The sequence below is a fragment of the Psychrobacter sp. Ps1 genome (assembly GCF_022129425.1).
Lineage (GTDB): Bacteria > Pseudomonadota > Gammaproteobacteria > Pseudomonadales > Moraxellaceae > Psychrobacter.
On sequence record NZ_JADQAN010000005.1, the window covers coordinates 135,619 to 158,999 of the forward strand.

Consider the following 23,381-nt stretch of genomic DNA (forward strand, 5'->3'; position numbering starts at 1 on the left):
ATGATGACTACTTAATTTTTATATTTAATGATCAATTTTTACTAATGCATGTATCGAAAGTCAATCAACTACACACGTCCCGCCTGACTCAATGCCTGCTGCAAAACAACACTGTCATCGAAATCATAGCGAACGTTATTAATCTCTTGATAGGTCTCATGACCTTTGCCTGCGATGACAACGATATCATCTACACCTGAGTGACTAACTGCATACTCAATAGCAGTTTGGCGGGCAGGCTCGATATGGGTTCGTTGATATTGCTCAGCGGTCATACCAGCCTGCATATCTTGCAAAATTACATTTGGGTCTTCGGTACGTGGATTATCCGCGGTCAAAACAACTTGATCAGCACCTGCCAGACCTGCTTGCGCCATCAACGGTCGCTTGCCTGCATCACGATCTCCGCCGCAACCAAATACTGCCCAAAGCTGACCTTTACAGTGGGTTTTTAAACTTGCCAGCACTTGGCTTAGCGCATCTGGGGTATGCGCATAGTCAACGATAAAGCAGCCATCATCTGACGGTACACGCTGCATACGCCCAACCGCACCTTGCAACTGTGCAACAGCAGGCGCAATACGCTCAATATTCATGGCTAAGTCAACATCGAGTGCTACGACAGCTGCTATCGCTGCGAGCAAATTGGCTACATTGAAGCGACCTAATAATGGACTAACAATCTCTATGTTGTCAGCTTTCTCATCACCAAAATCAGTACGTAGATTTATTTTGACGCCTTGCAGACTCGGCGTAATATTAGCAGCAACAAAAGTAGCAGTTTTTGATGAATCCAAACTGTATGTCCATACCGTCAAACCGCTATCATTTGCCATATTTAACATAACTTGAGCGTGTTCATCATCGATATTGATAATGGCATGGGTCAAATTTGGAAAATGGGCTTTATCAAACAGCTTGGCTTTGGCAGCGGCATATTCTGCCATATCGGCATGATAGTCTAAATGGTCACGGCTCAAATTGGTATAAATCGCCACAGTGACTGGCATACCTTGTAGACGTTGCTGATCCAATCCATGAGAGCTAGCTTCTAGAGCCAATATTTCTGCCTGCTCTGTTCCCATTTGATATAAGAACTGTTGGACAGCTAAAGCATCGCCCGTGGTATGACTGGCTTGCACCAAAGCGCCAAGTCTACCATTACCTGCCGTACCCATCACTGCGCTACTCTGACCCATCAACTGGGTAAGCTGTGCTACTAATTGACTGATGGTTGTTTTACCATTTGTACCAGTTACCGCAACCACGGTCGGTAGAGTCACTGGCTGCTGATATTGCAGGCGCGCTTGAATTAAGCTACCTAAAAAGTCGCGAATATTAGGAACGTACAATACAGGGCGTGGTAATGCTGTTAGTTGCTGAGGTGCATTAGCAATACTATCTGTCTTAGGTTCACTATTGGTATTTAAGAGGTTGTTTGCTTCGCTCAGCAAAACGCTAGGGTCAATTTCTGAGAGAATAAACGCAGCTTGTTCAGCGGCTTGTAGTAGATAATCGCGACTTTTTTGAGGGTTGGCTGTTTGACTTTTTAACAGGACAAATACGTCATTCGCTTCCAGTCGGCGATTGTCCAAGCGAAACTGTTGAAACGGCATATGGGCAATAGATTGTGCTTGATCTGACTCTGCCTGCTTGAATACTTTCTGAATCGATGTTGCTATCATCGCTGTAAGCTGCTCAGCCAGTTTTTGCTGCTGGCTTTTATTGGCATCTATAAGCTGTTGTAAAGTAACAGTAGCGCTATCTAGCGATGATATAGTCATAGATAAATCCTAAACAGTTAAAACGTGTCAGCTCAGTAGAACTGGACATTTAAAATAATTGAACGCTTACTGCGCTTCCGTTTTTAGTGGCTTATCCAAAGGCACATTATACAATCGCAATGCTTCTTTCATCACATTATGGAAGACCGGTGCGACCGTTAGACCAGCATAAATTTGACCGCGCGGGTCTTCGATAAGCATTACGCCTACCAGCTTTGGATTAGATGCAGGCGCCATACCAGCAAAGACGTTACGATACTGATCGGTATAATAGCCACCATCTGGATTGATACGTCGTGACGTACCCGTCTTACCTGCCACGCGATACCCGTCAATGGCAGCGGCTTTCGCCGTACCACCAGGCTCAGTTACGCTCTCAAGCATCTGTACGATAGACATTGCCTGCTCATGCGCCATAATACGTTTGCTTGGCTGCGACTTGTCATCTTTAATTAAAGTTAATGGATGCATGACCCCACCTGCTGCTAGGGCTGAATACGCCTGTGCAACCTGTGCCAATGTCACTTGCAGACCATAACCATAACTGACCGTTGCACGGCGCGAGGTTTCTTTTTCTTTTGGCGTGACGATCAAACCGCTGCCCTCACCTGGGAACTGCAAAGGTGTTTTTGAGCCAAAGCCAAACTGTCGTTGCATATTACTAATAGCATCGGCTGGCAGTGATAGCGCAATCTTGGTAGAGGCAACGTTACTAGATTTCTGTAGTAGCGTGGCCATGTTAATCATGCCCAAATTATTATGATCTCGAATGGTATAGCCACGTACGCGAATCGAACCGGGATTAGTATCAATCAAGGTCGTTGGCGTATATTTACCCGAGTCTAGTGCTGCCGCCACGGTAAACGGTTTCATCACCGAACCTGGCTCAAACACATCTAACAGTGCGCGGTTACGCTGGTTTTCACCCGTCATCTCATTAAGGTTGTTTGAGTTAAACGATGGCCATGTCGATAACGCCAACACTTCACCAGTTTGCACATCAACGATCATACCTGTTGACCAACGGGCTTTTTGCAAACGCCCAGCTTTTTCTAGCTCTTTATACAGCAAATACTGTAAGCGCGAATCAATCGTCAACGCCACATCTTTACCAGGTACTTCTGGCTCGATTTGTTTGATTTCTTTTAGGCTGTTTTGTTTAGCGTCTTTTAGAACCAGCACTTTTCCGTCATCACCCGCCAGATCTTTTTCGTACTGACGCTCAATACCAGCACGGCCTTCGTAACCGCCTTCAGGATCTTTGGCGTTTTGACCCATAAAGCCCAGCAGCTGCGCATTAGACTGTGGCTGTGGATAATAACGCTGAAAGAAATTCTTTTCGTAGACGCCAGGGAAATCGAGCGAGCTGACGCTTTGGGCAATCTCAGGTGTGACTTTATTAAGCAGTGGCAAATAGTGTGAGCCCGCACCAGATGGCAAAGCAGCTTTTACGGCTTTCTCATCGGTCACATCGATACTGTCATCAATGGCCGTGACTTTTTTCAACTCATCGACCGAGATATTGGCAGCAGCGGCTAGCTTTGTCAGATCCATATTATCTAGACGCTTTTGCATACGCGCCTGTAATTGTGGACTGCTAGGGTTGGTGATGATAATGCGCTTTAGCTCGTAATATTCACGAGAATAATCATGCGGACTAAACGAAACTGTCGCGAGCGGCGCACTGACTGCAAGCGGTAGATTATTACGGTCGGTAATCATACCGCGATAGGATTTTTGGGTGCGCTCACTGGTAATGAGCTCATTGCCTTTGTCTTGATAGAACTGTGCATTAGCAACCTGAATATAATAAGCGCGGCTAATCAGTAGCGCTAATATGACCAGCGCTAGACCCCAGACCATACGAAAACGGTTTTTGTCTTGTTCGAAACCACCGAGAGCTGACGCACCTGACGCTTTGCTCGAAAAAACCATTTTACTTTTGCGATTTTTTACACTGGTATAAGCGCCTTGGGTGTCGCTTTTTTTGATACGACCAAACAGTTTGGCCTTACGATTGCTTGCAGCTTTATCGGGCTTGCTGCTCGTCTGACCAGATTTAGCCGCACTGGCTCGGCGGAGAGGTTTGGTTACCTTGCCGCTGGCTGGTTTTTTGCTGGTGTTTTTTGCGGTGGATTTAGGCTTTTTCTCACTCATTGTCCTGCCTCCGTCGCTGGTTCTTCAGGAGAAATATCGGTAGAGACACGTGGCCCGATGACGTCAGATGCATCCTCATCTGAGTCTTCTGTAACCACTGGCACCAATGCAGTTGCGACGCCAGGTTGGATAATCAGCTTATCCTTTAATGTTGGCGAATACATACCCAATTCAGCAACCGCTCGACTGGCAATCTGCGGCGTGGCGCTAAAGGTTTGTTGCTCAATTAATAGACGCTGATGCTCTACTTGTAGCTTACGTTCTTGTTTTTTCATGTCTTGCAAAGTTTTGTAGTCCTGATGATATTGCTGAACTTCTTCGGCAGTTTTGATACCACTCCATACAATCGTGGCTGCCAATAGCAATAGCACGACCACATAAATGCTCACCACATTAAACCGGCGCACGAACAGCTCGCCGACATCGGTATTATAAGGTGTAGCAGTGCGGCGATTCGCAGGTTTGTCAGATATTGCCATGACGATCTCAAAAAGGTGAACGTAAACGATAGAGTAGATAACGGATTGCGAAAGATGAACGTGTCATTATTCGGTCATACCATCGATAAATATAAAACCAAAGACACTTATAAGTGTAAAAACCACACTTAAAAAACGAACGTAAAAAACACATCCAATAGCCAATTTACTCAGGAGCCATAAATCATCACAACTCATGGCTATCAATATGTCATACCACAACCAAACACGTTGAATGGCTATACTATATAAAACCATTCAACTATTAAGCAGATAAAAACCAACTGCTGAGCCTAACAGACAATATTTACAGATTTTTAACAGTGGCGTAGCCATTAGGACATTTGCGCATCATTTAGACAAACATTAGCAATCTTAGACAACTCAATAATCATATTTGACTATGACTTGCGGCGTCATGATGTTCTTCTATAACCCTGTTATTTGCTCATAAGCTGTGTCAGTACGCGTTGCCATACGCAACCATGCGCTACGCGCGCGCGGGTTTTGACTCGTCTCAGCTTTGCTTGGGCCAACACGTTTTGGCTTGCTAAAATAGCGTGGACGATTCGGCGGCATTGGCAGGTTTTCGTCTTCTGGATACTGCCCTTTGCTATGACGCTGCAAGAACTGCTTGATACGGCGATCTTCTAATGAGTGAAAACTAATGACCGCAAGCTGCCCACCTGACTTTAAGATAGGAATGCTTTGCGCTAAAAAATCATCGACATCGCCAAGCTCATTGTTAATGAAAATGCGCATCGCCTGAAAGCTCTGCGTCGCTGGATGCTTACCACGCTGCCAGTTTGGATGCGCCACTTTTATCACTTCTGCCAGCTCAAGCGTGGACTCAAAACTGTCCATCTGCTTAATTGCACGTGCAATACGACGGCTGTGACGCTCTTCGCCAAACTCATAAAGCACATTGGCTAAGGTGTCATCATCGACTTTCTCGAGCCATTCGGCAACTGATTGGCCACGGCTGGTGTCCATACGCATGTCTACTGCCCCGTCGCGCATAAAGCTAAAGCCGCGACTACCATCATCAATCTGCGGTGACGAAATACCCAAGTCCGCCATCAAGCCATCAACTTCAGTGATGCCCATAGCAGCCAGACTGTCGGTCAACGTCGCAAAACTATCGTGAACCACACGCACACGGCTGTCTTTGCTTGCCAGCTCTTGCGCCACACTAATGGCTGTTGGATCTTTGTCAAAGACAATCAGTGTTGCATCATCGGCGAGTTGACTTAGTAGCAGTCGGCTATGACCACCACGGCCAAAAGTCGCATCAACATAGATACCACTTATATTTAAGCTATTTTGGTCGCCTGCTTTTTGCTTAGGCAAGGATTTTACACCTAGTACTGCTGCGACAGTCTCTTGTAGCAGCACCGCATCATGGACAAAACTCAATTCATCAGACGTGATATCGCCCTCATGACGGGCGTGAGTAACATCCAGATCGACATCTTGCGTAGACGCATCCTTTATAACAGAAGGATTGGACACTGACTCAGAGAGATCAGCGGCGGCAGAAGGACTGGCTTTCGATTTTGGCTTAGACTTTGATAGGGACACAAACAACTCAATAGATGACGACCGTACTGGCCAGTAATTAGATGAAAATAAACAAGTTATGACTTGCTTAGCATTATTATCGCAAGGATACACCTGTAGTCAAGCACTAGAAGGGCTTTTCATTAAAAATATCACATGTCTCTGTTATACTAGCGCTATATTTTACGCTATTTCTTAACATCGACTTCATATCTTTCATCGCTATTTATACTGATAGCTTATATCGATAGCAAACTTTGAGACTTTTATCATGCAAACCTCTACTGACAGCACGCGCCCTGTGCGCACGCGTATCGCCCCATCACCAACTGGCTTCCCACACGTAGGTACTGCCTATATTGCCCTGTTTAACTTGGCTTTTGCCAAAGCGCATGGCGGCGAATTCATCTTACGTATCGAAGACACTGATCAGACTCGCTCAACTGAGCAATCAGAACAAATGATTTTGGATGCCCTACGTTGGGTTGGTTTAGATTGGAGCGAGGGCCCAGACATCGGCGGTCCACATGCACCTTATCGTCAGAGCCAGCGTAGTGATATTTATAAAAAGCATGCAGAGCAGCTGATAGAAAACGACCATGCGTTTCGTTGTTTTTGTACCAGTGAAGAGCTCGATACCATGCGCGCTGAGCAAATGGCCAATGGCGAAACGCCGCGTTACGATGGTCGCTGTGCCCATTTAGCACCTGAAAAAACCGCGCAACTGGTAAGCGAGGGCAAACCAAACGTCATTCGTATGCGTGTGCCAACCGAAGGCATCTGTCAGGTGCATGACATGCTACGCGGCACGGTTGAGATTCCTTGGACACAAGTCGATATGCAAGTATTGCTAAAAACCGACGGCATGCCAACCTACCATCTAGCCAACGTCGTCGATGACCACTTGATGGATATCAGTCACGTCATGCGCGGTGAAGAGTGGCTAAACTCTGCACCTAAGCATCAGCTGCTTTATGAGTACTTTGGCTGGGAGATGCCTGTGCTTTGCCACATGCCGCTACTGCGTAACCCTGACAAATCAAAGCTCTCTAAACGTAAAAACCCAACCTCTATCACCTATTACCGTGATGCCGGCGTACTACCTGAAGCGCTGCTCAATTATCTTGGTCGTATGGGCTACTCAATGCCTGACGAAGCTGAGAAATTTACCTTAGAGGAAATGATTGCCAGTTTTGATATTCAGCGTGTGTCGCTTGGCGGTCCTATCTTTGATATCGAAAAGCTCAATTGGCTAAATGCTGAATGGCTACGTGAACTCACGCCTGAACAGCTAAAAAACAAAATTTTAGAGTGGGCAAGTGACAGCGATAAATTAACCGCTATTGCCGCCGCCATTCAGCCACGTATCGAATTACTGTCTGATGCCGTCAATTGGAGTGGCTTTTATTTCCAGAACCTCCCTGATATCAATGCAGAAAGCTTTACGCATAAATCACTGACGCCTGAGCAAATCATCGAAATGCTACAACTGGCGCTTTGGCAGCTAGAGACCTTACCGACATGGTCAGAAGAAAATATCTATGCCACCCTAAAAGGCCTTGCTGCGCATCTAGATATTAAGATGCGCGACTTTATGGCACCGTTCTTTATCGCTATCGCTGGTAGCACCTCATCGACGCCAGTGATGAACTCTATGGCGATTATCGGCGCTGACATGACGCTGACGCGCTTGCGCCATGCGGTTGATGTACTGGGTGGCCTTGGTAAAAAGAAACTGAAGAAACTTGAGAAACAAGCGGCAGAACTACCAGATTTCTTAGCTGCTACTGAGTAGTTCAGTTGCTGAGTAAATTTAAAAATAATTTTATAAAAGCTGTTCAAATTACCCTAATCAATATACGATTAGGGTAATTTTTTTTGGTAAACATTTACTTAGGTTATCTCAATAAAGTATTTCAAATACAATCTCATATATTTGATGACTAATAAAATTATAATATTGATATTTTTTACGTATTAGCAATGACATTATAGTTAATCGTAAGTAAGTCTTAAAAAATCTAGATAACTTAGAATACTTCATTTAGTTACTGAAGTTAATATTTTAATAAAAGAAACATACATTCTAAATTTTTATCGCCTCCACTATGAGAAGCTAGTATTTTTCAACTGAAAATTGGCTAGGGTAACATCCTATGAAAGATATGTTTAAGCAGTATGATTATAATTTCACAGAGCAAGAATACCGTCATATCTGGGAAAATGCTTTGTTTATTTTTGATACCAATATATTACTCAACCTTTATCGGTATCAAAATAGTAGTAGAGACGAATTTATAAAAATACTAGAAAGTCTAGATGATAGAATCTGGATTCCTCACCATGTAGCTCTCGAATTCAAGCGTAATAGATTAACGACTATCAGAAGTAGAACGAATTTACTTATAGAAGCAAAAGAAGCTATAAATAAATCGCAAAGCACTTTAGCAACAGAACTAAATAAATTGCAAATAAAAAAAGTACACTCACCAATTGACGTTGACAATATTAAAGAAAAGTTTAAGTCGTTAGGAGATGAACTAGCGAAAGAAATTGATAACATTATCAGTGATCAGCAAAAAATTAACGAATCCGATCCTCTTGAAGAAAATATAGATACGATTTTTGATAATAGAGTTGGGAGTGCAGCTTACACTCAAGAAAAAATAGATGCTTTATACAAAAACGCTCAAGCTAAATATAAACTCAAAATATCTCCGGGCTATTTGGATGAGAAAAAAGATGAAGTTTGTGTAGACAATCAAATTGTTTATCAGAAAAAGTATGCTGACTATCTTATATGGCAACAGATTTTAGACCATGTAAAAGAGAAAAAACTAAAGGACATTATCTTTGTAACAGATGATAATAAGGCAGACTGGTGGTTAGAAGTTGCTGTATCTTATGGTAACTCTCAAACAAAACATCGACAGCCAAGACCTGAGCTACTTGATGATATGTACAACCATGCAGAAGTCAAAAATTTTCTAATGTATGACGCAGAATTTTTTCTTAAATATTCTAGAGATTACCTAAAAGCGAGTGTTTCAGAAGAAACTTTACAAGAAGCAGGTGAAACAAGAATATTATTGAACCAGTCCATAAATAATCAAGCTCAACGTAATCTACAAGCTGAATTATATTTGAGAAAAATGAAGGGGAATATAAAACTCCAACGCCACAACCAGAGCCGTGAATTTGAAAGGTATGAGAATTATTCATCTCATAATGAACAAACTATCCACTGTGTAGAGTGTGGTAATGACACCATGATACCTGAAAATGATAGTGAAACAGGATACCGGTGCGTTTACTGCGACAACGAATATAGTGATGAAATAGAAAGCGATTGTACAATATGTGGTATCACATGGCCTTCTGATGATTTACGAAGAGTCGTATGGACTGATGAAGGTGATGTAGAGATAATTTGTCCAAGATGCAGAAGAGATCCCAACTATGTCAAAGATGACTGACTATCACTAGATGAAATTTTACTTGTAAAAACAGCTCTACCGAAAAAGAAATATTATGAATTCAATAAACCAATTATATGAGAATATTTAGTGGATGCTAATATGCCCGCCAAAACCGTCACAATAGAAAGCAAAGATTATGTCTTTAATACCCTAAAAGAAGCACAGAAATACTATGATGGCATTGTAAAGGAGCTTTTTGATGCAACTTTGACCCTGACCAAGGGCCAAGACTTCGAAGATTTAAAATGGATATACAGCACTTACTGCGGTTACACCAAACATAATCTAGATAAATTGGGCGAATATGACATCATCGGGGTCAAAGGCATAAGAACGATCCGAGAAAAAGGCGGTCAATATATACCAACTGAATGCTGTGCGATTATTTTTTCTGATGGTAGCGAAGAAGAGTTTTATACCGATAAAGCCCTAAAAGAGATTGCCATTAAGCAAAATCCACGCTAATTTGGGCTTGTTGAGCCTTTAAAACAGGCTAAATCACTTTTTTTTGCATATTTATGCATTATTTTTAAAATAGTGGTTGACAAGACTGCCGCTCTTACATAAAATACGCACACTCTTAGCGAGGGGCTATAGCTCAGTTGGTAGAGCACTTGCATGGCATGCAAGGGGTCAACGGTTCGACTCCGTTTAGCTCCACCATACTTATTTATAGCAACGCTCAGTATTACTGAAACGTAATAATAAATACTCGCTAGTAGGACGATATCAGCACCTAGGCAATGCTTATTTAATAAGCTATCTGATATTGTGAAGTACCGTTGTAACCACTGGTTATAACACTCTATGCGTCCCCATCGTCTAGAGGCCTAGGACACCGCCCTTTCACGGCGGTAACGGGGGTTCGAATCCCCCTGGGGACGCCACTATTCGGCGTCACTTACTAGCACTTTTGCTTAGCATCAGATTAGACTAGTAAGCGAACAATAAAAAAGCCCAGTCATCATATGGTGACTGGGCTTTTTTATGTCTGTCATTTCTCAACATCCTCTATTCTATTGTCGTTAGCTTATTATTAATCGCTGCTAGCTTACTGTTGATAGCACTATTGCCAACCTATCTAATACTCGTTAATATCGACCTGATAAGCATATTTATAAAGTGCAGCCACATACTATAAATGATGGGGCTTGGCGTGATTAAAGGGAAGTGATTGCGATGTTTGGTATCGAGAATTATCTAGGGTTTATCTTGGCGGCTATTTTGTTAAACCTAACGCCAGGTACGGATAGCATGTACATCATCACCCGTAGTATTTCACAGGGGCAAACAGCAGGGTTTTATTCTGTTCTTGGCATTACTTCGGGTATTTTGGTACATACTTTATTGGCGGCGCTAGGATTGTCCGTATTACTTGCCAATTCCCCTATCGCTTTTATGATTGTCAAATATATTGGGGCCAGCTATTTGTGTTATTTAGGCTTTAAAATGCTGACGAGCAAAAACTCGAACTCGATAACGAACCATTTGTCCAAAGATAAGGGCTTGACTAGCCAAAAGGCTGTAGATGGTTGGCAAATATATAAGCAAGGTGTGTTGACCAATACTTTTAACCCAAAAGTCGCTTTATTTTTCTTGGCGTTCTTTCCTCAGTTTATCGACGCTAGTTATGCTTATGGCATGCTGTCATTTTTGATGTTGGGACTGACTTTTGCCACCACTGGCTTTATATGGTGCTTGTGTTTGGCGATGTTGGCGTCAAAGTTCAGCAAAAAACTAAGAGAGAATCCAAAAATTGAATCGATGATGAATAAAATAAGTGGTGTCGTATTTATGGGGCTAGGAATTAAGTTGTTGACTGAAAAGGCTTGAAGAGTAAAGTAACAAGAAGAAAAAACGTCTTCCATAAGAAAGCCCAATCCCCTACTTTGAAGGAGATTGGGCTTTTTGTCATATAAAGCTTAACTAATTACTAGCCAGCTTCTTTGCTCTCAGCAGCCAATTGACGTAGTACATAGTGCAATACGCCGCCATGACGCACATATTCGCGCTCTTTTGGCGTTTGTAGACCAACATTTACCTCAAAGGTTTCTGCCGAACCATCAGCACGTGTAGCCGTAACCGTGGCTGTTTTACTCTCACCATTATCTAGACCTGTGATGCTCAGCATTTCAGAACCATCTAGTTTGTATGTCTCCGCATTTTGACCATCTTTAAACGTTAATGGCAACACGCCCATACCAACAAGATTCGAGCGGTGAATACGCTCAAACGAGCTGGTCAATACCGCTTTTACGCCTAGCAAGATAGTACCTTTGGCTGCCCAATCACGGCTCGAACCAGAACCATACTCTGCCCCGCCCAGTACCACTAGCGGACGCTTATCTTCTTTATACTTCATCGCTGCATTATAGATAGGCATTTCTTCGCCATCTTGTAGCGTAGCGCTGTCATCCTTGAAGTAATAAGTATAGCCACCTTCTTTACCGCCCATCATGGTATTTTTGATACGGATGTTGGCAAAAGTACCACGGGTCATAACTGCATCGTTACCACGGCGTGAGCCATAGCTGTTGAAGTCCGCCTCCATCACACCACGCTCTTGCAAGTACTTACCTGCTGGTGAGTCTGGATCGATATTACCTGCTGGTGAGATATGATCGGTGGTGATTGAGTCACCAAACAGACCTAGGATACGCGCGCCTTCGATATCAGGGATACCTTCTGGCTCCATGGTCATACCATCAAAGAACGGTGGATTTTTGATGTACGTTGACCCTTCATCCCATGGATACAATTGGCTATCCGCTGAACTAATTGCGTTCCATGCGGCACTACCGTCAAATACTTCGCCATAGTTTTTGCGGAACATATCAGCATCGATATTATTGGCAATTAACTCGTTAATTTCTTCTGAAGTTGGCCAGATGTCTTTTAGGAATACATCATTGCCATCTTGATCCTGTCCTAGCGGATGAGTAGTCAGATCGATATCGACTGTACCTGCTAGCGCGTAGGCAACGACCAACGGTGGTGATGCCAAGTAACTGGCTTTAACATGCGAGTGAATACGACCTTCAAAGTTACGGTTACCAGACAATACAGCCGCTGCGACTAAGTCATTTTCCTCAATGCCTTTTTCGATCTCTTCTGACAATGGTCCTGAGTTACCGATACACGTCGTACACCCATACCCTACTAAATAGAAGCCCGTCTTTTCTAGCTCATCCATTAGATGGGTTTTTTCTAAATAGTCGGTGACCACTTTAGAACCGGGTGCAAGCGATGTCTTAACCCAAGGCTTGGCTTTAAGTCCTTTGGCAGCCGCTTTTTTGGCCACCAGACCTGCACCAATCATTACCGCTGGATTGGAAGTATTGGTACAAGAAGTAATAGCAGCAATAACTACCGACCCGTCTCGTAGTTTGTGTTGTTTGTCATCGATGCTGACATTTGAGAAGACATTGTTTGCTGGCGCATAACTTGCATTGTCATCACTGGTATCAACTTCGATATTCGGCTCAGCCGCCAAGTGTTCAGCTTGCTCTTGCTCACCGCCTTCTTGATCAAAGCGTACTTTACCTTCGACTTCTGACTTGCGATCTTTGGTCATTTTTTCTAACGTTTCGCCAAACTTCTCATGCATATCAGATAAATTGATACGCTGCTGTGGTAAGTTCGGACCAGCAAGTGCTGGCTGTACTGACGATAGATCTAGTTCTAGCTTGCTCGAATAAGTTGCCGCAGGTGTATCGGCATCGTGCCATAAGCCTTGCGCCTTGGCATATTTTTCGACCAATTCAATCTGCTCTTCGTCACGGCCAGATAAACGCAGGTAATCAATCGCCATTTGATCAATTGGGAAAATACCACAAGTCGCACCATACTCTGGTGACATATTGGCAATGGTAGCGCGGTCCGCTAGCGGCATACTGTGTAAGCCTTCGCCATAAAACTCGACGAACTTGCCCACTACGCCATGTGCACGCAACATCTCAACCACACGTAATACCAAATCGGTTGCGGTAACGCCTTCCGTTAGCTTGCCTTTTAGCTCAAAACCGACCACTTGTGGAATCAGCATCGAAGACGGTTGGCCTAGCATCGCAGCTTCAGCTTCGATACCGCCCACACCCCAACCAAGCACGCCAATACCATTAATCATCGTGGTATGGCTATCTGTACCAAATACTGTATCTGGATAAGCTGTCAGCTCACCATCGACGTCTGCTGCCATCACCACACGGGCTAAATATTCAAGGTTAACCTGATGCACGATACCTGTCGCTGGTGGTACCACGACGAAGTTTTCAAAGGCTTGCTTGCCCCAATGCAAAAATTCATAGCGCTCATTATTACGCTTAAATTCAATTTTTTCATTCAAATCTAGCGCATCTTCGCGGCCATAAGCATCGACCTGTACAGAGTGATCGACGACCAGCTCACTAGGAATAAACGGATTGATCTGCTCAGCCTTTCCGCCAAGCTCGACCACTGCATCACGCATCGCCGCCAAATCGACTACTGAAGGTACACCAGTGAAATCCTGCAATACCACACGCGCTGGCATAAAGGCGATTTCTTTTGACGCTTCAGCCCCTGCATCCCAGTTGGCAACCGCTTCGATATGGTTTTTACCAACTGACTGGCCGCCGTCTTCGTTACGCAATAGGTTCTCTAATACCACTTTCATACAAAATGGTAGCGTCTTGATATGCTCGTAAGTTTCGGTCAGCTTTGGTAGGCTGTAGTAGGCATGTTCCTTGCCAGCAACCGAAAGGGTGTCTTTTACATCAAAAATATCACTCATGATAGCTTCCTTATCGTTGTTATAAATCCTGGACATAAATTATTATAAGTTTATGTATGACTGGTGGCTCAATAAATGATTGATCTGTCTTGAATCAATATCGCAGTTTCGCAAAACTGTCTGATATGAGTCAGTGTTAACAAAAGAGATAATCATATCTGTAGGGATTAACAGAAACTCCCTTTTACCATAACAAACATACAAGGCTTTGTTAACGTCTGGACGTTGTCGAATCGTGGCACAATCGTAAACGTAACAACGGTTTAGCGAGCTATCTTTAAATGATTTATTCCAATTTAATTTTTATCTTTTTTACGTCGTCCACTGCGGAATACGTAGCTGTCCTCATAAAAGCTAGTATCTGAATTTTCTGCCCAAAAATGCGGTACCCCTAAAATCGGTAACGGCGCAAGCTGGCGCGGCTTGACGTCATCATTGGATAACAATGTGTCCATGTATTTGGCAACCTTGTCATCCAAATAGCGCATACGTTCAGCTAACGATAAGGTAAAGAATTCTTGTGCAACGTGAATGACAATGCTGTGAGCGCATAGAGGTTTGCGTGGGTGTACCAACTGCTCAAGCAATGCATGGCCAAAGATATAGACTGCTGCCTGAGTGCTGTTATCAGGCTGGGTTGGGTTGTCCCATTTAGCACGTGGTTTAACCAAACTTGCCTGCCAGTCAAAGTCAACCAACGCCTCACCGATACTAGCATCAGAAGTCACCAGCACTGCGCCATTCTCATCAAAGACAGTGATAGTGTCGCGCACACGCCCTCGACGCTCACTAATACCCTGCTTTGCGATTTCTAGCATATGGTAGTAATTAAGCACAGCTTTAGTCTTCGGAAAAGTCAGCCAAATACTGCCATTAAACAAGTCATGTAAGTTGTCACGCGTCGGGATATTGCCAGTTGTGCCGATGAAATGCTCATATGCCTCCCCTTCAGGCAATGCGTTTTGAGAGACAAACTGTAGCGTTTGAGGCGCATGACCATGGGCAGGTTTGGTAGGCGGCAATGACTGTTGTAAGTGATCAGCCTGCTGCGTCATCGCCGTTTTTAAGACTTTGGCAATCGTGTCAGGCGTATTGATGCCAGAAGCATTTATATCGTGCTCATATAGACTTTTCGCATTATCCAAACCTTCTGAATCATTCGAACCATCCAAGCTATTTCTCTGTGATTTTGAGCGACTAAGGTGCTCAATCGTGTTGCTGATATAACTCAATTGAGTGATATGCGACAACCAAGGCACTTGCCAATCAATGGCAGCAAAGCTGTGATCAAGCTGACCTTCTACTACAGGTAGCTGCTTAGTATGAGTATCAGAGTTAAGTGTGGCGGGTAAATCATTGGCAGGCATAGAAGCTCTCTCTTACAGGCTATCTCTATTAGACGTATGGATGGTCTATGGTATCATGGTGCGCTTTTTTACTGCTAGATACGCCGCTCGAAAGGACTTTTTGAGCGCTATGGATGAATGAGTTTTATGGCAAATTTTAATACCCACTTAAATGTCGCCTTTATGGTCAGCGGCACACTGAGTTTGACGGTTTATAAAGCTGGATTGATTGATGATTCAGGGTTTTTGGTGTGCGTGGCGCTTGGTACTATCGGTGGGTTGCTGCCAGACTTGGATTCTGATAATTCAACACCGATTAAGCTCGGTTTTAATATTACCTCGTTTATATTTGCCTTTGGTCTGGTCATGCATTGGCGTAGTGACTTGAGCTTACTGGCATTGATAGTATTGTGGCTAGCAGGCTACGGTTTCATGCGCTACGTGGTTTTTCATATTTTTACTACTATGACGGTGCATCGCGGCGTCATCCACTCTGTGCCGTATATGGCGATACTGGGATTGGGTCTGACGTGCCTAAGCTATTATGGCTTGCACCTACCACTGACGACTAGTTGGTTTTATGGTCTGTTTTTATTTGGTGGCGCGATGGTACATTTGTCATTGGACGAGCTATATAGCGTCAATCTGTCCAATATGAAAATGAAGCGCTCATCGGGTACTGCGATGAAGTTTTATCAGCCAAAAGACAAATGGTGGTATTTGCTCTTATATACTATTCTGGCGCTACTGGTATATGCCGCTCCGCCTTTTGAGATGTTTTGGTCACGATTGAGCGACCCTTCTGCATGGGCGCAGCTCAAAGTTGGTATACTGCCAGAATTAATAAAAAGCATGCTGCAATAAAGTTATCAAAAGACCACTGAGCCTAAACGAATAAGCCCAAACAAAAATTAGAGTAAAACATGCAATCTTCCCTACATACTTGCCCTTGCCAAATCAATCCAACAGCAGAGGCGGCAGACGCTCTGCTATCCTATCAAGACTGCTGCCAGCCATATCATGATGCTTTTTATAATGGTGCTTTTTATAATGATGAGGTTGACAAAGTAGATGGTATAAAAGCGGAGACAGCCGAACGGCTTATGCGCACGCGCTATAGTGCCTTTGTGCTCATAAAACCAGAATATATCATCAAGACCACAGTACCTGCGCAGCAAGCATTGTTTGATGTTGCAGCGATTGAGAGTTGGGCAAAAGAGATAGATTGGGCAGGATTAGAGATTGTAGAACACAAGCCGAAGCTCGGCAAAAGGCATGCACAGGTTGAGTTTAAGGCTTATTTTAGAAGTTCTGAGGAAACAATGGATGGTTTAGCAGAAAAAATACAGGCGCATCATGAACTATCTACTTTCGTAAAGGTAAAAGACAAGACTAATAATGATGCGCGTTGGTACTTTTTAGATCCCACGATTGCGATGACGGTGACGCAAAAGCAACCGTGTATTTGCGGATCTGGTGAGAAATTTAAGCGGTGTTGTGGGGCTTATATTTAAACAACATTAGATATCTATTAACCGCTAAACACTCGCCCCAACGGCTCGTGCAATCGCAATACCTTCATCAACCGTCAAAAATTTGCGCTGACTTGGGCTGTCTTTATAAATGACATCGCCGTCTTGAAAAATTAAGCATTCATTGACGGCCAACTGTTGCCATTTTTCATTTTCAGTCAATGGCACAGTGACTAAAATAGTGACTTTATCCGTATCTGTGGTCACATCACCAAAGTTAATCGCCATATCATCATCAGCGAGTTTCGCTTCACCAAATGGCGCTTTACGCGTAAGATAAAACAGTAAGCTGCCCGCGTAAGCCAGTTGCCACCTGCCATTCGATATTAAGCAGTTAAACAACCCATTGGCAGAGAGATAACGACATTGCGTAGTCAAAAAATTAAACAACGTTTTGTCATCAGGACGCGATTTAAAGCTGCTTTTTAGACGATTGACCAAATAGCAAAATGCCATTTCAGAATCAGTTGAACCGACTGGCTGACAGTGTGAGGCGTTGCCGTTATCTTGCAAGCGCTGACAACGTTTGATAAATTCGCTATTCATCTGCCCATTATGAGCAAATACCCACTGCTCGCCCCATACTTCACGGACGAATGGATGGGTGTTGGCCAAACAGTTCTGCCCTTGTGTCGCCTTACGAATATGCGCAATGACGTTCATGGCTTTGATTGGGTAGTTATTGACCAAATCAGCGACTGGTGATAAATGGCTTGGGCGATTGTCATGGAACAAGCGCAGTCCTGTTGAAGCATTTGCCGATTCATCATTATTTGAGCATTCACTACGCTCAAAAAACGCAATGCCAAAGCCATCTTCATGACTGTCAGTCATACCGCCACGACGACGAAATCCTGCAAAGCTAAAACCAATATCCGTCGGGGTATTACAGTTCATTCCTAAGAGTTGACACATTTACGCGTTACCACCTTTATTATATTGATTGTCTGCTGCGTCATGATTAACCGGATTACCTGACACAATACCAAGTTCTATATCACTCATACTAGCCAACAAATCCGCCCCAGTATTGTCATCGCTTTCAACACCATCTAGGATACGCTGGGCTTGTGCCAAATCCGTGTTTTCTACCCACAGCACGACACCAGAATTCATCCCGGGAATTGCACTGAGCGGCTGCAAGGACACGGTAATGCCATTGTTGCGCAGCAGATTGGCATGCAGCTCGCCTTGCATATTGGTGTCGTAGCGTGCCAGTTTGTGCCAGTTATCAACTTGATCGGTCATGGGGTCGCCTTTATGAGTTTGATACAAGAGTAGTCGAACAAAGACAAGTTATGCTAATTGATCGAGCATGTATTCTTTAATATCAAAATGACTGCTATTGCTTAATCTATCACGCGCCTGCTCAGCTTGGGTGATATTGCTAAAAATACCAACTATTTGAGTATCTTTATGAGAGATTAAGTCACTATTTAACAATACAAAGACCGTAGTTTGTGCTTTTTCTACGTGTGCCCAATGATAAGCAGCCAGACGTTTCATCAGGTCAGGGTTTTTGACCATGATGTTATCGCCAGTACGCCCTTCGGTACGGTTGTAATGGATAACGTTTAAACGCAATAGCCAAAAAATAACCGCCGCTTTGGCGAGCATAACAGGCAACGCTCGTTTTTCATCTTCGCCAAGCTGACGTTTTGACTCATAGCCTTGCAAAAAAGCCACCATTTTACTGCGATCAAAATTCACCGACTCGCCTTGCTCAGCATCGCCCCACGTGGTACAAAAATCATTAATCGTAATGGCAATATCCATCACATAATGCTCGACGCTGACTTCGGTAAAGTCTAACAAGCCTGTGAGGCGCTCTTCACCTTTTTGGATATTATTTAACGATAAGTTCCACAGCGTATTATCAGCAAACATATCTAGATGACACAAGCCTTTTGGCAAGGTCGCAAGCGGTAATTCGCTATATGACTGCCAAATATCGCTCATCAGCTTGGCTTCGTCACCGGGCATAAACTGCATTTCACGGTCACGTACTTCTGACCATGGATACAAAGGTACGCCATATTCTTCCGCAGGCTGTAATACTTGCAGCGTCTCATGCAGCATGGCTAAAGCGGCACCGATTTCATGACACATCGCTTGCGTGGTTTGCTGTGGATGCGAGCCAGCCAAACAAGGTACTAAGGTAATGGCTTTATTGTCGTAATGGATAACATAGCGTTTATCACCACTATTTTTATCCCTGTCTAATCCTTCACCATCGATCAATGCCAATGGCGCAGCGACCGGCAATTTACCATCTAATTGATTAAGGATAACTGCCATTTTTTCGATATCTTCTGGTGGCCGCTCTTCAAATAAGGTAAATACATAAGAGTGCGCACCATCTACATCATCAGTCGTCTGAATAAACCAGTTAGAGTTCTTAATGCCTTGGGTAATCGGAATGGCGCGCGCAAACGAGACGCCAAAGCGTTGGCAAAAGGCGGCAAACTGATCATTGGTTAACTGGGTATAGACGGACATGACATCTCACTTTTGGCAATTAAATAAAAAGTTAAATAGGATAGATTTAAACAGCAATGGCGACAATTGTAGCGCGCTTGGGCAAACGATAGCGAAAAGCGTAATAATCTTGCGAAAATCTGCCTGATATGGCGGTGATTTTGCTAGACTAGCGCATTGAGAGAATTGATTATAAGGTGAAAGACCCTATGTTAGCAAAGCGTATCATTCCTTGTTTGGACGTTGATAATGGACGCGTGGTCAAAGGCGTGCAATTTGTCGATATCAAAGACGCCGGCGACCCTGTTGAAGTAGCCAAACGCTACAACGAACAAGGCGCTGATGAAATTACCTTTTTGGACATTACCGCTACTAACGATGAGCGCGATACCACTTATCATACCGTTGAGCGTATGGCAGAAACCGTGTTTGTGCCATTAACGGTCGGCGGCGGCGTGCGTAAAATCGCTGATATTCGTAACTTGCTCAATGCAGGCGCGGATAAAGTAGCAATTAATTCAGCAGCAGTATTTACCCCAGAGTTCGTCGGGGAAGCGGCGCAAAAATTTGGCAATCAATGTATTGTCGTGGCTATCGACGCCAAACGTGTCGCGGATATTGATGTTGATGGCATCATCATGCCGCGTTGGGAGATTTTTACCCATGGCGGTCGCAAGCCAACGGGCATCGATGCCGTCGCTTGGGCAAGTAAAATGGCTGAACTCGGCGCTGGCGAATTATTAGTGACGTCGATGGACGGTGACGGTACTAAAAAAGGCTATGATTTAGCTCTGATGCAACAAATTACCAGCCGCGTCAATGTGCCTGTCATTGCCTCAGGCGGCGTCGGTAATTTACAACATTTAGCGGAAGGAGTATTACAAGGCGGGGTCGATGCTGTGCTTGCCGCCAGTATTTTTCACTTCGGTGAATATACGGTGCAAGAAGCAAAAGAATATATGGCAGCGCAAGGGATACAGATGCGTCTTTAGCACGCTCGTAATATACAAATAAAACCCAAAAAAATGCTATCATAGCGCTAACCATTTATTTTCGTTCAATTAACTAGGGCAACGCCAAAACAATAGGCGACCGAATCGATTGAACACATCAGACTATTTAGCTATTTATTGACGCCTATATTTCAATTGAACGCTTATTAAGCAAAGGATTTTTTATGTCGAATTTACAACAGCAGCGCAACGACGTGACTCATATAGATGGTAACCTACATCAAAACGCTGATGCTCGCATTGGTATCGTTGTTGGTCGTTTTAACGGTTTTGTCGTTGAGTCATTGGTTGATGGTGCAATCGATGCCCTACTCCGTCATGGTGTATTGGGTAGCAACATTACTGTTATTCGTGTACCTGGCGCATTTGAGCTACCACTTGTGGCCCAACGTGCTGCTGAATCAGATCGTTTTGACGCGATTGTGGCACTGGGTGCAATCATCCGTGGCAGCACGCCGCATTTTGATATTGTAGCTAGCGAGTCGGCCAAAGGTTTGAGCGCTGTGGCAATGGATTATAATATCCCTGTTGCTAACGGTATCATCACTACTGATAGCATCGAGCAAGCCATTGAGCGCTCTGGTACTAAAGCGGGCAACAAAGGCTCTGAAGCTGCGATGGTTGTACTAGAAATGATCGCTGTTTTGTCACAGCTAGATATTGATGATATCGATGAAGCGTAAGCTTTAAAGCTCAAATTTATTAGTTTAACTGGTGCTGCTATTTAGTAATAACAGCACCTCATAGCACTAGCCAGCTATCAAAACAATTGGCTACTTTTTGAATTTTCGCCGTATTTCTATACCCTTTGAAATTTTGAATAAACAAAGCTAAAAAGCTACTTTGTTAATTTATATTTTGACTGGGTATCATCTCAAAAATTTAGGTACAGACCCCCTATGACTGACCAACTCAAGCGCGCTATTAGCGCTGCGAAAACCGCACAAGCCAATGATGGACAAGCTGAAGCTACCCGTATAGCGAGCAGTAGTGCGGGTGATCAAACATTCGATATGAGTGAGTCTTCTTACAAGACCAGTCACACTGCTATCCGTAAGGCACGTCGCTTTGCGATGCAAGGCCTATACGAATGGCTCGTCACTGATCGCCGCTTTGATGTAGATGGCAAGCTTGGCTGGAAAGCCAATGCTCCACATGATATTGCTGCCCGTACGCGTGCAACCAATGCTATGCATACCGTCCATATCGGTTATTATCATGAAATGATGCGCGACATCCCAGAGCAAATTGAAGCACTCGATGCGCTTATCAGTCAGCATCTCGATCGTGAGGTTGATAAGCTAGATACGGTTGAGCACGCTATTTTGTTGATTGGCGCGTATGAGCTGCAAAACCGTGTAGAGATTCCTTATAAAGTCGTGCTTGATGAAGCGATGAAGCTAAACAATCACTTTGGGGCGACTGATGCTCATAAGTTGATTAATGCGGTACTGGATAAAATGGCTGGTGAACTGCGCGCTTTAGAGGTACAAGCAGATACCAATGCCAATCTACGTACGTCACAAAAAGCGGCGGCTAAACAGTCTGAAGCAAATCCAGCCGATAATATCGAAACTGCTGCTGAAACTGAAAGCGCTATCGTCGATGAGCCGACTGCATCAAATAAGCCGCGTATCAGTGCTAACAAAGCTAACGTTAAACGCAGTAGTGCCAGTAAAGCCAGTGCAAATATCAGTGACTTTAAGGCGAGCAAGAAAAACGCTAACGATACCAAAGATTAAGACTAGCCATGAACGAGTTTGAGCTGATTGAGCGTATATTCTCACAGATGCAGGCCACGCAGGCGCCATTGACTGGTATCGAAAAAGGTATCGGTGACGACGCGGCTGTGATGGCATTACCAGCAGGCTCACGCTTGGTTAGCTGTATTGATACACTGGTTCAAGGTCGTCACTTTCATGCTGACTGGCAAAAAGTTGATGAACTAGCATTTGCCATTGGCTATAAAGCCGTGGCCGTTAATGTCTCAGACATCGCTGCTATGGGTGCATCGCCACATAGCATTATGCTAGCGTTGGCATTACCTGAACGTTTGGCAAAACACGAATGGCTTACTGAATTTGCCAAAGGGCTGTTTCATGCGTGCCAGCTGTTTGGCGTGACGCTGATAGGTGGTGATACGACTCGCAGTGAGCGTTTAGTACTTAGCATCAGCGCACAAGGGTTGCTCGCCGCAGATACACCTGCCATTTACCGCTCAGGTGCGCAAGTAGGTGATAAGGTTTATGTATCAGGCACACTTGGTGATGCCGCTTTCGCCTTGCAACATCCTGACAGCGCACAAGGTATCGAGTTGGCACATCGTCTACATATGCCAACGCCGCGTATTGCGCTAGGTGCAGCATTGGCAAAGATGGGTGCCACAGCGATGATAGATATCTCCGACGGTCTTTACCAAGATCTTGGTCATATCTGTCAGCAAAGCTCTGTCGGCATGCGCATCCATTTAGACAAGCTACCGAGTAGCGAGTCATTATCTACTGTCGATTTGTCTGATCGTTTGTTAGGTCAGCTAGCGGGCGGCGATGACTATGAATTGGCATTTACTTTGCCTGCACATATCAAACCGCCTATAGGCAACACGTCTGTTACTTGTATCGGTGAGGTAACTGCACTATCAGATCCTATAACGACAGATACCAAGTCTTCTGATAACTCACGTCTTGAACTGTTTTATCAAAATCAGCCAGTGACGCCAACTCAGCCCGTACCGTTTTTAACGTGGCCCAATCTTACTGGTTACCAACACTTTACAGGCTAA

At 44.0% G+C, this 23,381-nt stretch carries 19 protein-coding genes and 2 tRNA genes; 12 read left to right on the forward strand and 9 right to left on the reverse strand.

From position 1 onward, the window contains the following. Window positions 1-68: 68 nt before the first annotated feature. The 4 genes from I3249_RS03920 to rsmH all read right to left on the reverse strand — a co-directional run bounded on the left by I3249_RS03920 (window position 69) and on the right by rsmH (window position 5,851). Window positions 69-1,784: a UDP-N-acetylmuramoyl-L-alanyl-D-glutamate--2,6-diaminopimelate ligase gene (locus tag I3249_RS03920; RefSeq protein ID WP_238068701.1), complete on the reverse strand. Its 1,716-nt coding sequence runs from the start codon at window positions 1,782-1,784 to the stop codon at window positions 69-71. A 66-nt stretch (window positions 1,785-1,850) separates the two neighbouring features. Continuing rightward, window positions 1,851-3,941: a penicillin-binding protein 2 gene (locus I3249_RS03925; RefSeq protein ID WP_057762051.1), complete on the reverse strand. Its 2,091-nt coding sequence runs from the start codon at window positions 3,939-3,941 to the stop codon at window positions 1,851-1,853. Beyond that, window positions 3,938-4,420, reverse strand: a complete 483-nt coding sequence (locus I3249_RS03930; protein ID WP_102092109.1) for a cell division protein FtsL — start codon at window positions 4,418-4,420, stop codon at window positions 3,938-3,940. The genes I3249_RS03925 and I3249_RS03930 overlap by 4 nt, the downstream gene beginning before the upstream one ends. A gap of 429 nt (window positions 4,421-4,849) precedes the next feature. Beyond that, window positions 4,850-5,851 (reverse strand): 16S rRNA (cytosine(1402)-N(4))-methyltransferase RsmH, encoded by a 1,002-nt coding sequence (rsmH, locus tag I3249_RS03935; protein WP_238068752.1) that lies wholly within the window; start codon window positions 5,849-5,851, stop codon window positions 4,850-4,852. Window positions 5,852-6,248: 397 nt separating this feature from the next. Here rsmH and gltX point away from each other — a divergent pair, with 397 nt between their 5' ends. The 6 genes from gltX to I3249_RS03965 all read left to right on the forward strand — a co-directional run bounded on the left by gltX (window position 6,249) and on the right by I3249_RS03965 (window position 11,292). Then, window positions 6,249-7,775: a glutamate--tRNA ligase gene (gltX, locus tag I3249_RS03940; protein ID WP_238068755.1), complete on the forward strand. Its 1,527-nt coding sequence runs from the start codon at window positions 6,249-6,251 to the stop codon at window positions 7,773-7,775. A 361-nt stretch (window positions 7,776-8,136) separates the two neighbouring features. Next, window positions 8,137-9,456, forward strand: a complete 1,320-nt coding sequence (locus I3249_RS03945; protein WP_238068702.1) for a PIN-like domain-containing protein — start codon at window positions 8,137-8,139, stop codon at window positions 9,454-9,456. Window positions 9,457-9,558: 102 nt separating this feature from the next. After that, window positions 9,559-9,924 (forward strand): hypothetical protein, encoded by a 366-nt coding sequence (locus I3249_RS03950; protein WP_238068704.1) that lies wholly within the window; start codon window positions 9,559-9,561, stop codon window positions 9,922-9,924. A gap of 122 nt (window positions 9,925-10,046) precedes the next feature. Then, window positions 10,047-10,122, forward strand: a tRNA-Ala gene (locus I3249_RS03955). 148 nt (window positions 10,123-10,270) lie between these two features. Further along, window positions 10,271-10,346: transfer RNA gene (locus tag I3249_RS03960), tRNA-Glu, on the forward strand. Between the two features lie 292 nt (window positions 10,347-10,638). Next, window positions 10,639-11,292 (forward strand): LysE family translocator, encoded by a 654-nt coding sequence (locus tag I3249_RS03965; protein WP_238068705.1) that lies wholly within the window; start codon window positions 10,639-10,641, stop codon window positions 11,290-11,292. A 100-nt stretch (window positions 11,293-11,392) separates the two neighbouring features. Here the strand turns inward: I3249_RS03965 and I3249_RS03970 are convergent, their stop codons facing one another. Both I3249_RS03970 and I3249_RS03975 read right to left on the reverse strand, forming a co-directional pair. Continuing rightward, window positions 11,393-14,230 carry an aconitate hydratase gene (locus I3249_RS03970; protein ID WP_238068706.1) on the reverse strand — a complete coding sequence of 946 codons (2,838 nt, stop codon included), beginning with the start codon at window positions 14,228-14,230 and terminating at the stop codon, window positions 11,393-11,395. A gap of 296 nt (window positions 14,231-14,526) precedes the next feature. Then, complete coding sequence (locus I3249_RS03975) at window positions 14,527-15,597, reverse strand: DUF3025 domain-containing protein (RefSeq protein ID WP_238068708.1); 1,071 nt, start codon at window positions 15,595-15,597, stop codon at window positions 14,527-14,529. A gap of 126 nt (window positions 15,598-15,723) precedes the next feature. Here I3249_RS03975 and I3249_RS03980 point away from each other — a divergent pair, with 126 nt between their 5' ends. Then, complete coding sequence (locus I3249_RS03980) at window positions 15,724-16,440, forward strand: metal-dependent hydrolase (protein WP_101205981.1); 717 nt, start codon at window positions 15,724-15,726, stop codon at window positions 16,438-16,440. A 59-nt stretch (window positions 16,441-16,499) separates the two neighbouring features. Then, window positions 16,500-17,090, forward strand: a complete 591-nt coding sequence (locus I3249_RS03985) for a YchJ family protein (protein ID WP_238068711.1) — start codon at window positions 16,500-16,502, stop codon at window positions 17,088-17,090. 24 nt (window positions 17,091-17,114) lie between these two features. Here I3249_RS03985 and I3249_RS03990 read toward each other — a convergent pair whose 3' ends face one another. Genes I3249_RS03990 through I3249_RS04000 form a run of 3 tightly spaced genes read right to left on the reverse strand, consistent with a single transcriptional unit; the run spans window position 17,115 to window position 19,607 of the window. Next, window positions 17,115-18,023, reverse strand: coding sequence for a class II glutamine amidotransferase (locus I3249_RS03990; RefSeq protein ID WP_238068713.1), 909 nt, complete (start codon window positions 18,021-18,023; stop codon window positions 17,115-17,117). Beyond that, window positions 18,024-18,356, reverse strand: a complete 333-nt coding sequence (locus I3249_RS03995; RefSeq protein WP_227523180.1) for a hypothetical protein — start codon at window positions 18,354-18,356, stop codon at window positions 18,024-18,026. 48 nt (window positions 18,357-18,404) lie between these two features. After that, window positions 18,405-19,607, reverse strand: a complete 1,203-nt coding sequence (locus tag I3249_RS04000; RefSeq protein ID WP_238068715.1) for a homoserine kinase — start codon at window positions 19,605-19,607, stop codon at window positions 18,405-18,407. 188 nt (window positions 19,608-19,795) lie between these two features. Here I3249_RS04000 and hisF point away from each other — a divergent pair, with 188 nt between their 5' ends. The 4 genes from hisF to thiL all read left to right on the forward strand — a co-directional run bounded on the left by hisF (window position 19,796) and on the right by thiL (window position 23,381). Next, a complete protein-coding gene (gene hisF / locus I3249_RS04005) occupies window positions 19,796-20,578 on the forward strand; it encodes an imidazole glycerol phosphate synthase subunit HisF (RefSeq protein ID WP_025653208.1) in 783 nt (260 codons plus the stop codon). A 185-nt stretch (window positions 20,579-20,763) separates the two neighbouring features. Continuing rightward, on the forward strand, window positions 20,764-21,282 hold the full coding sequence (gene ribE, locus I3249_RS04010) for a 6,7-dimethyl-8-ribityllumazine synthase (RefSeq protein WP_057762077.1): 519 nt from the start codon (window positions 20,764-20,766) through the stop codon (window positions 21,280-21,282). A 216-nt stretch (window positions 21,283-21,498) separates the two neighbouring features. Next, window positions 21,499-22,341 (forward strand): transcription antitermination factor NusB, encoded by an 843-nt coding sequence (nusB, locus tag I3249_RS04015; RefSeq protein ID WP_227684760.1) that lies wholly within the window; start codon window positions 21,499-21,501, stop codon window positions 22,339-22,341. 8 nt (window positions 22,342-22,349) lie between these two features. After that, entirely contained in the window at window positions 22,350-23,381 is a 1,032-nt protein-coding gene (gene thiL / locus I3249_RS04020) for a thiamine-phosphate kinase (protein ID WP_238068718.1), read from the forward strand.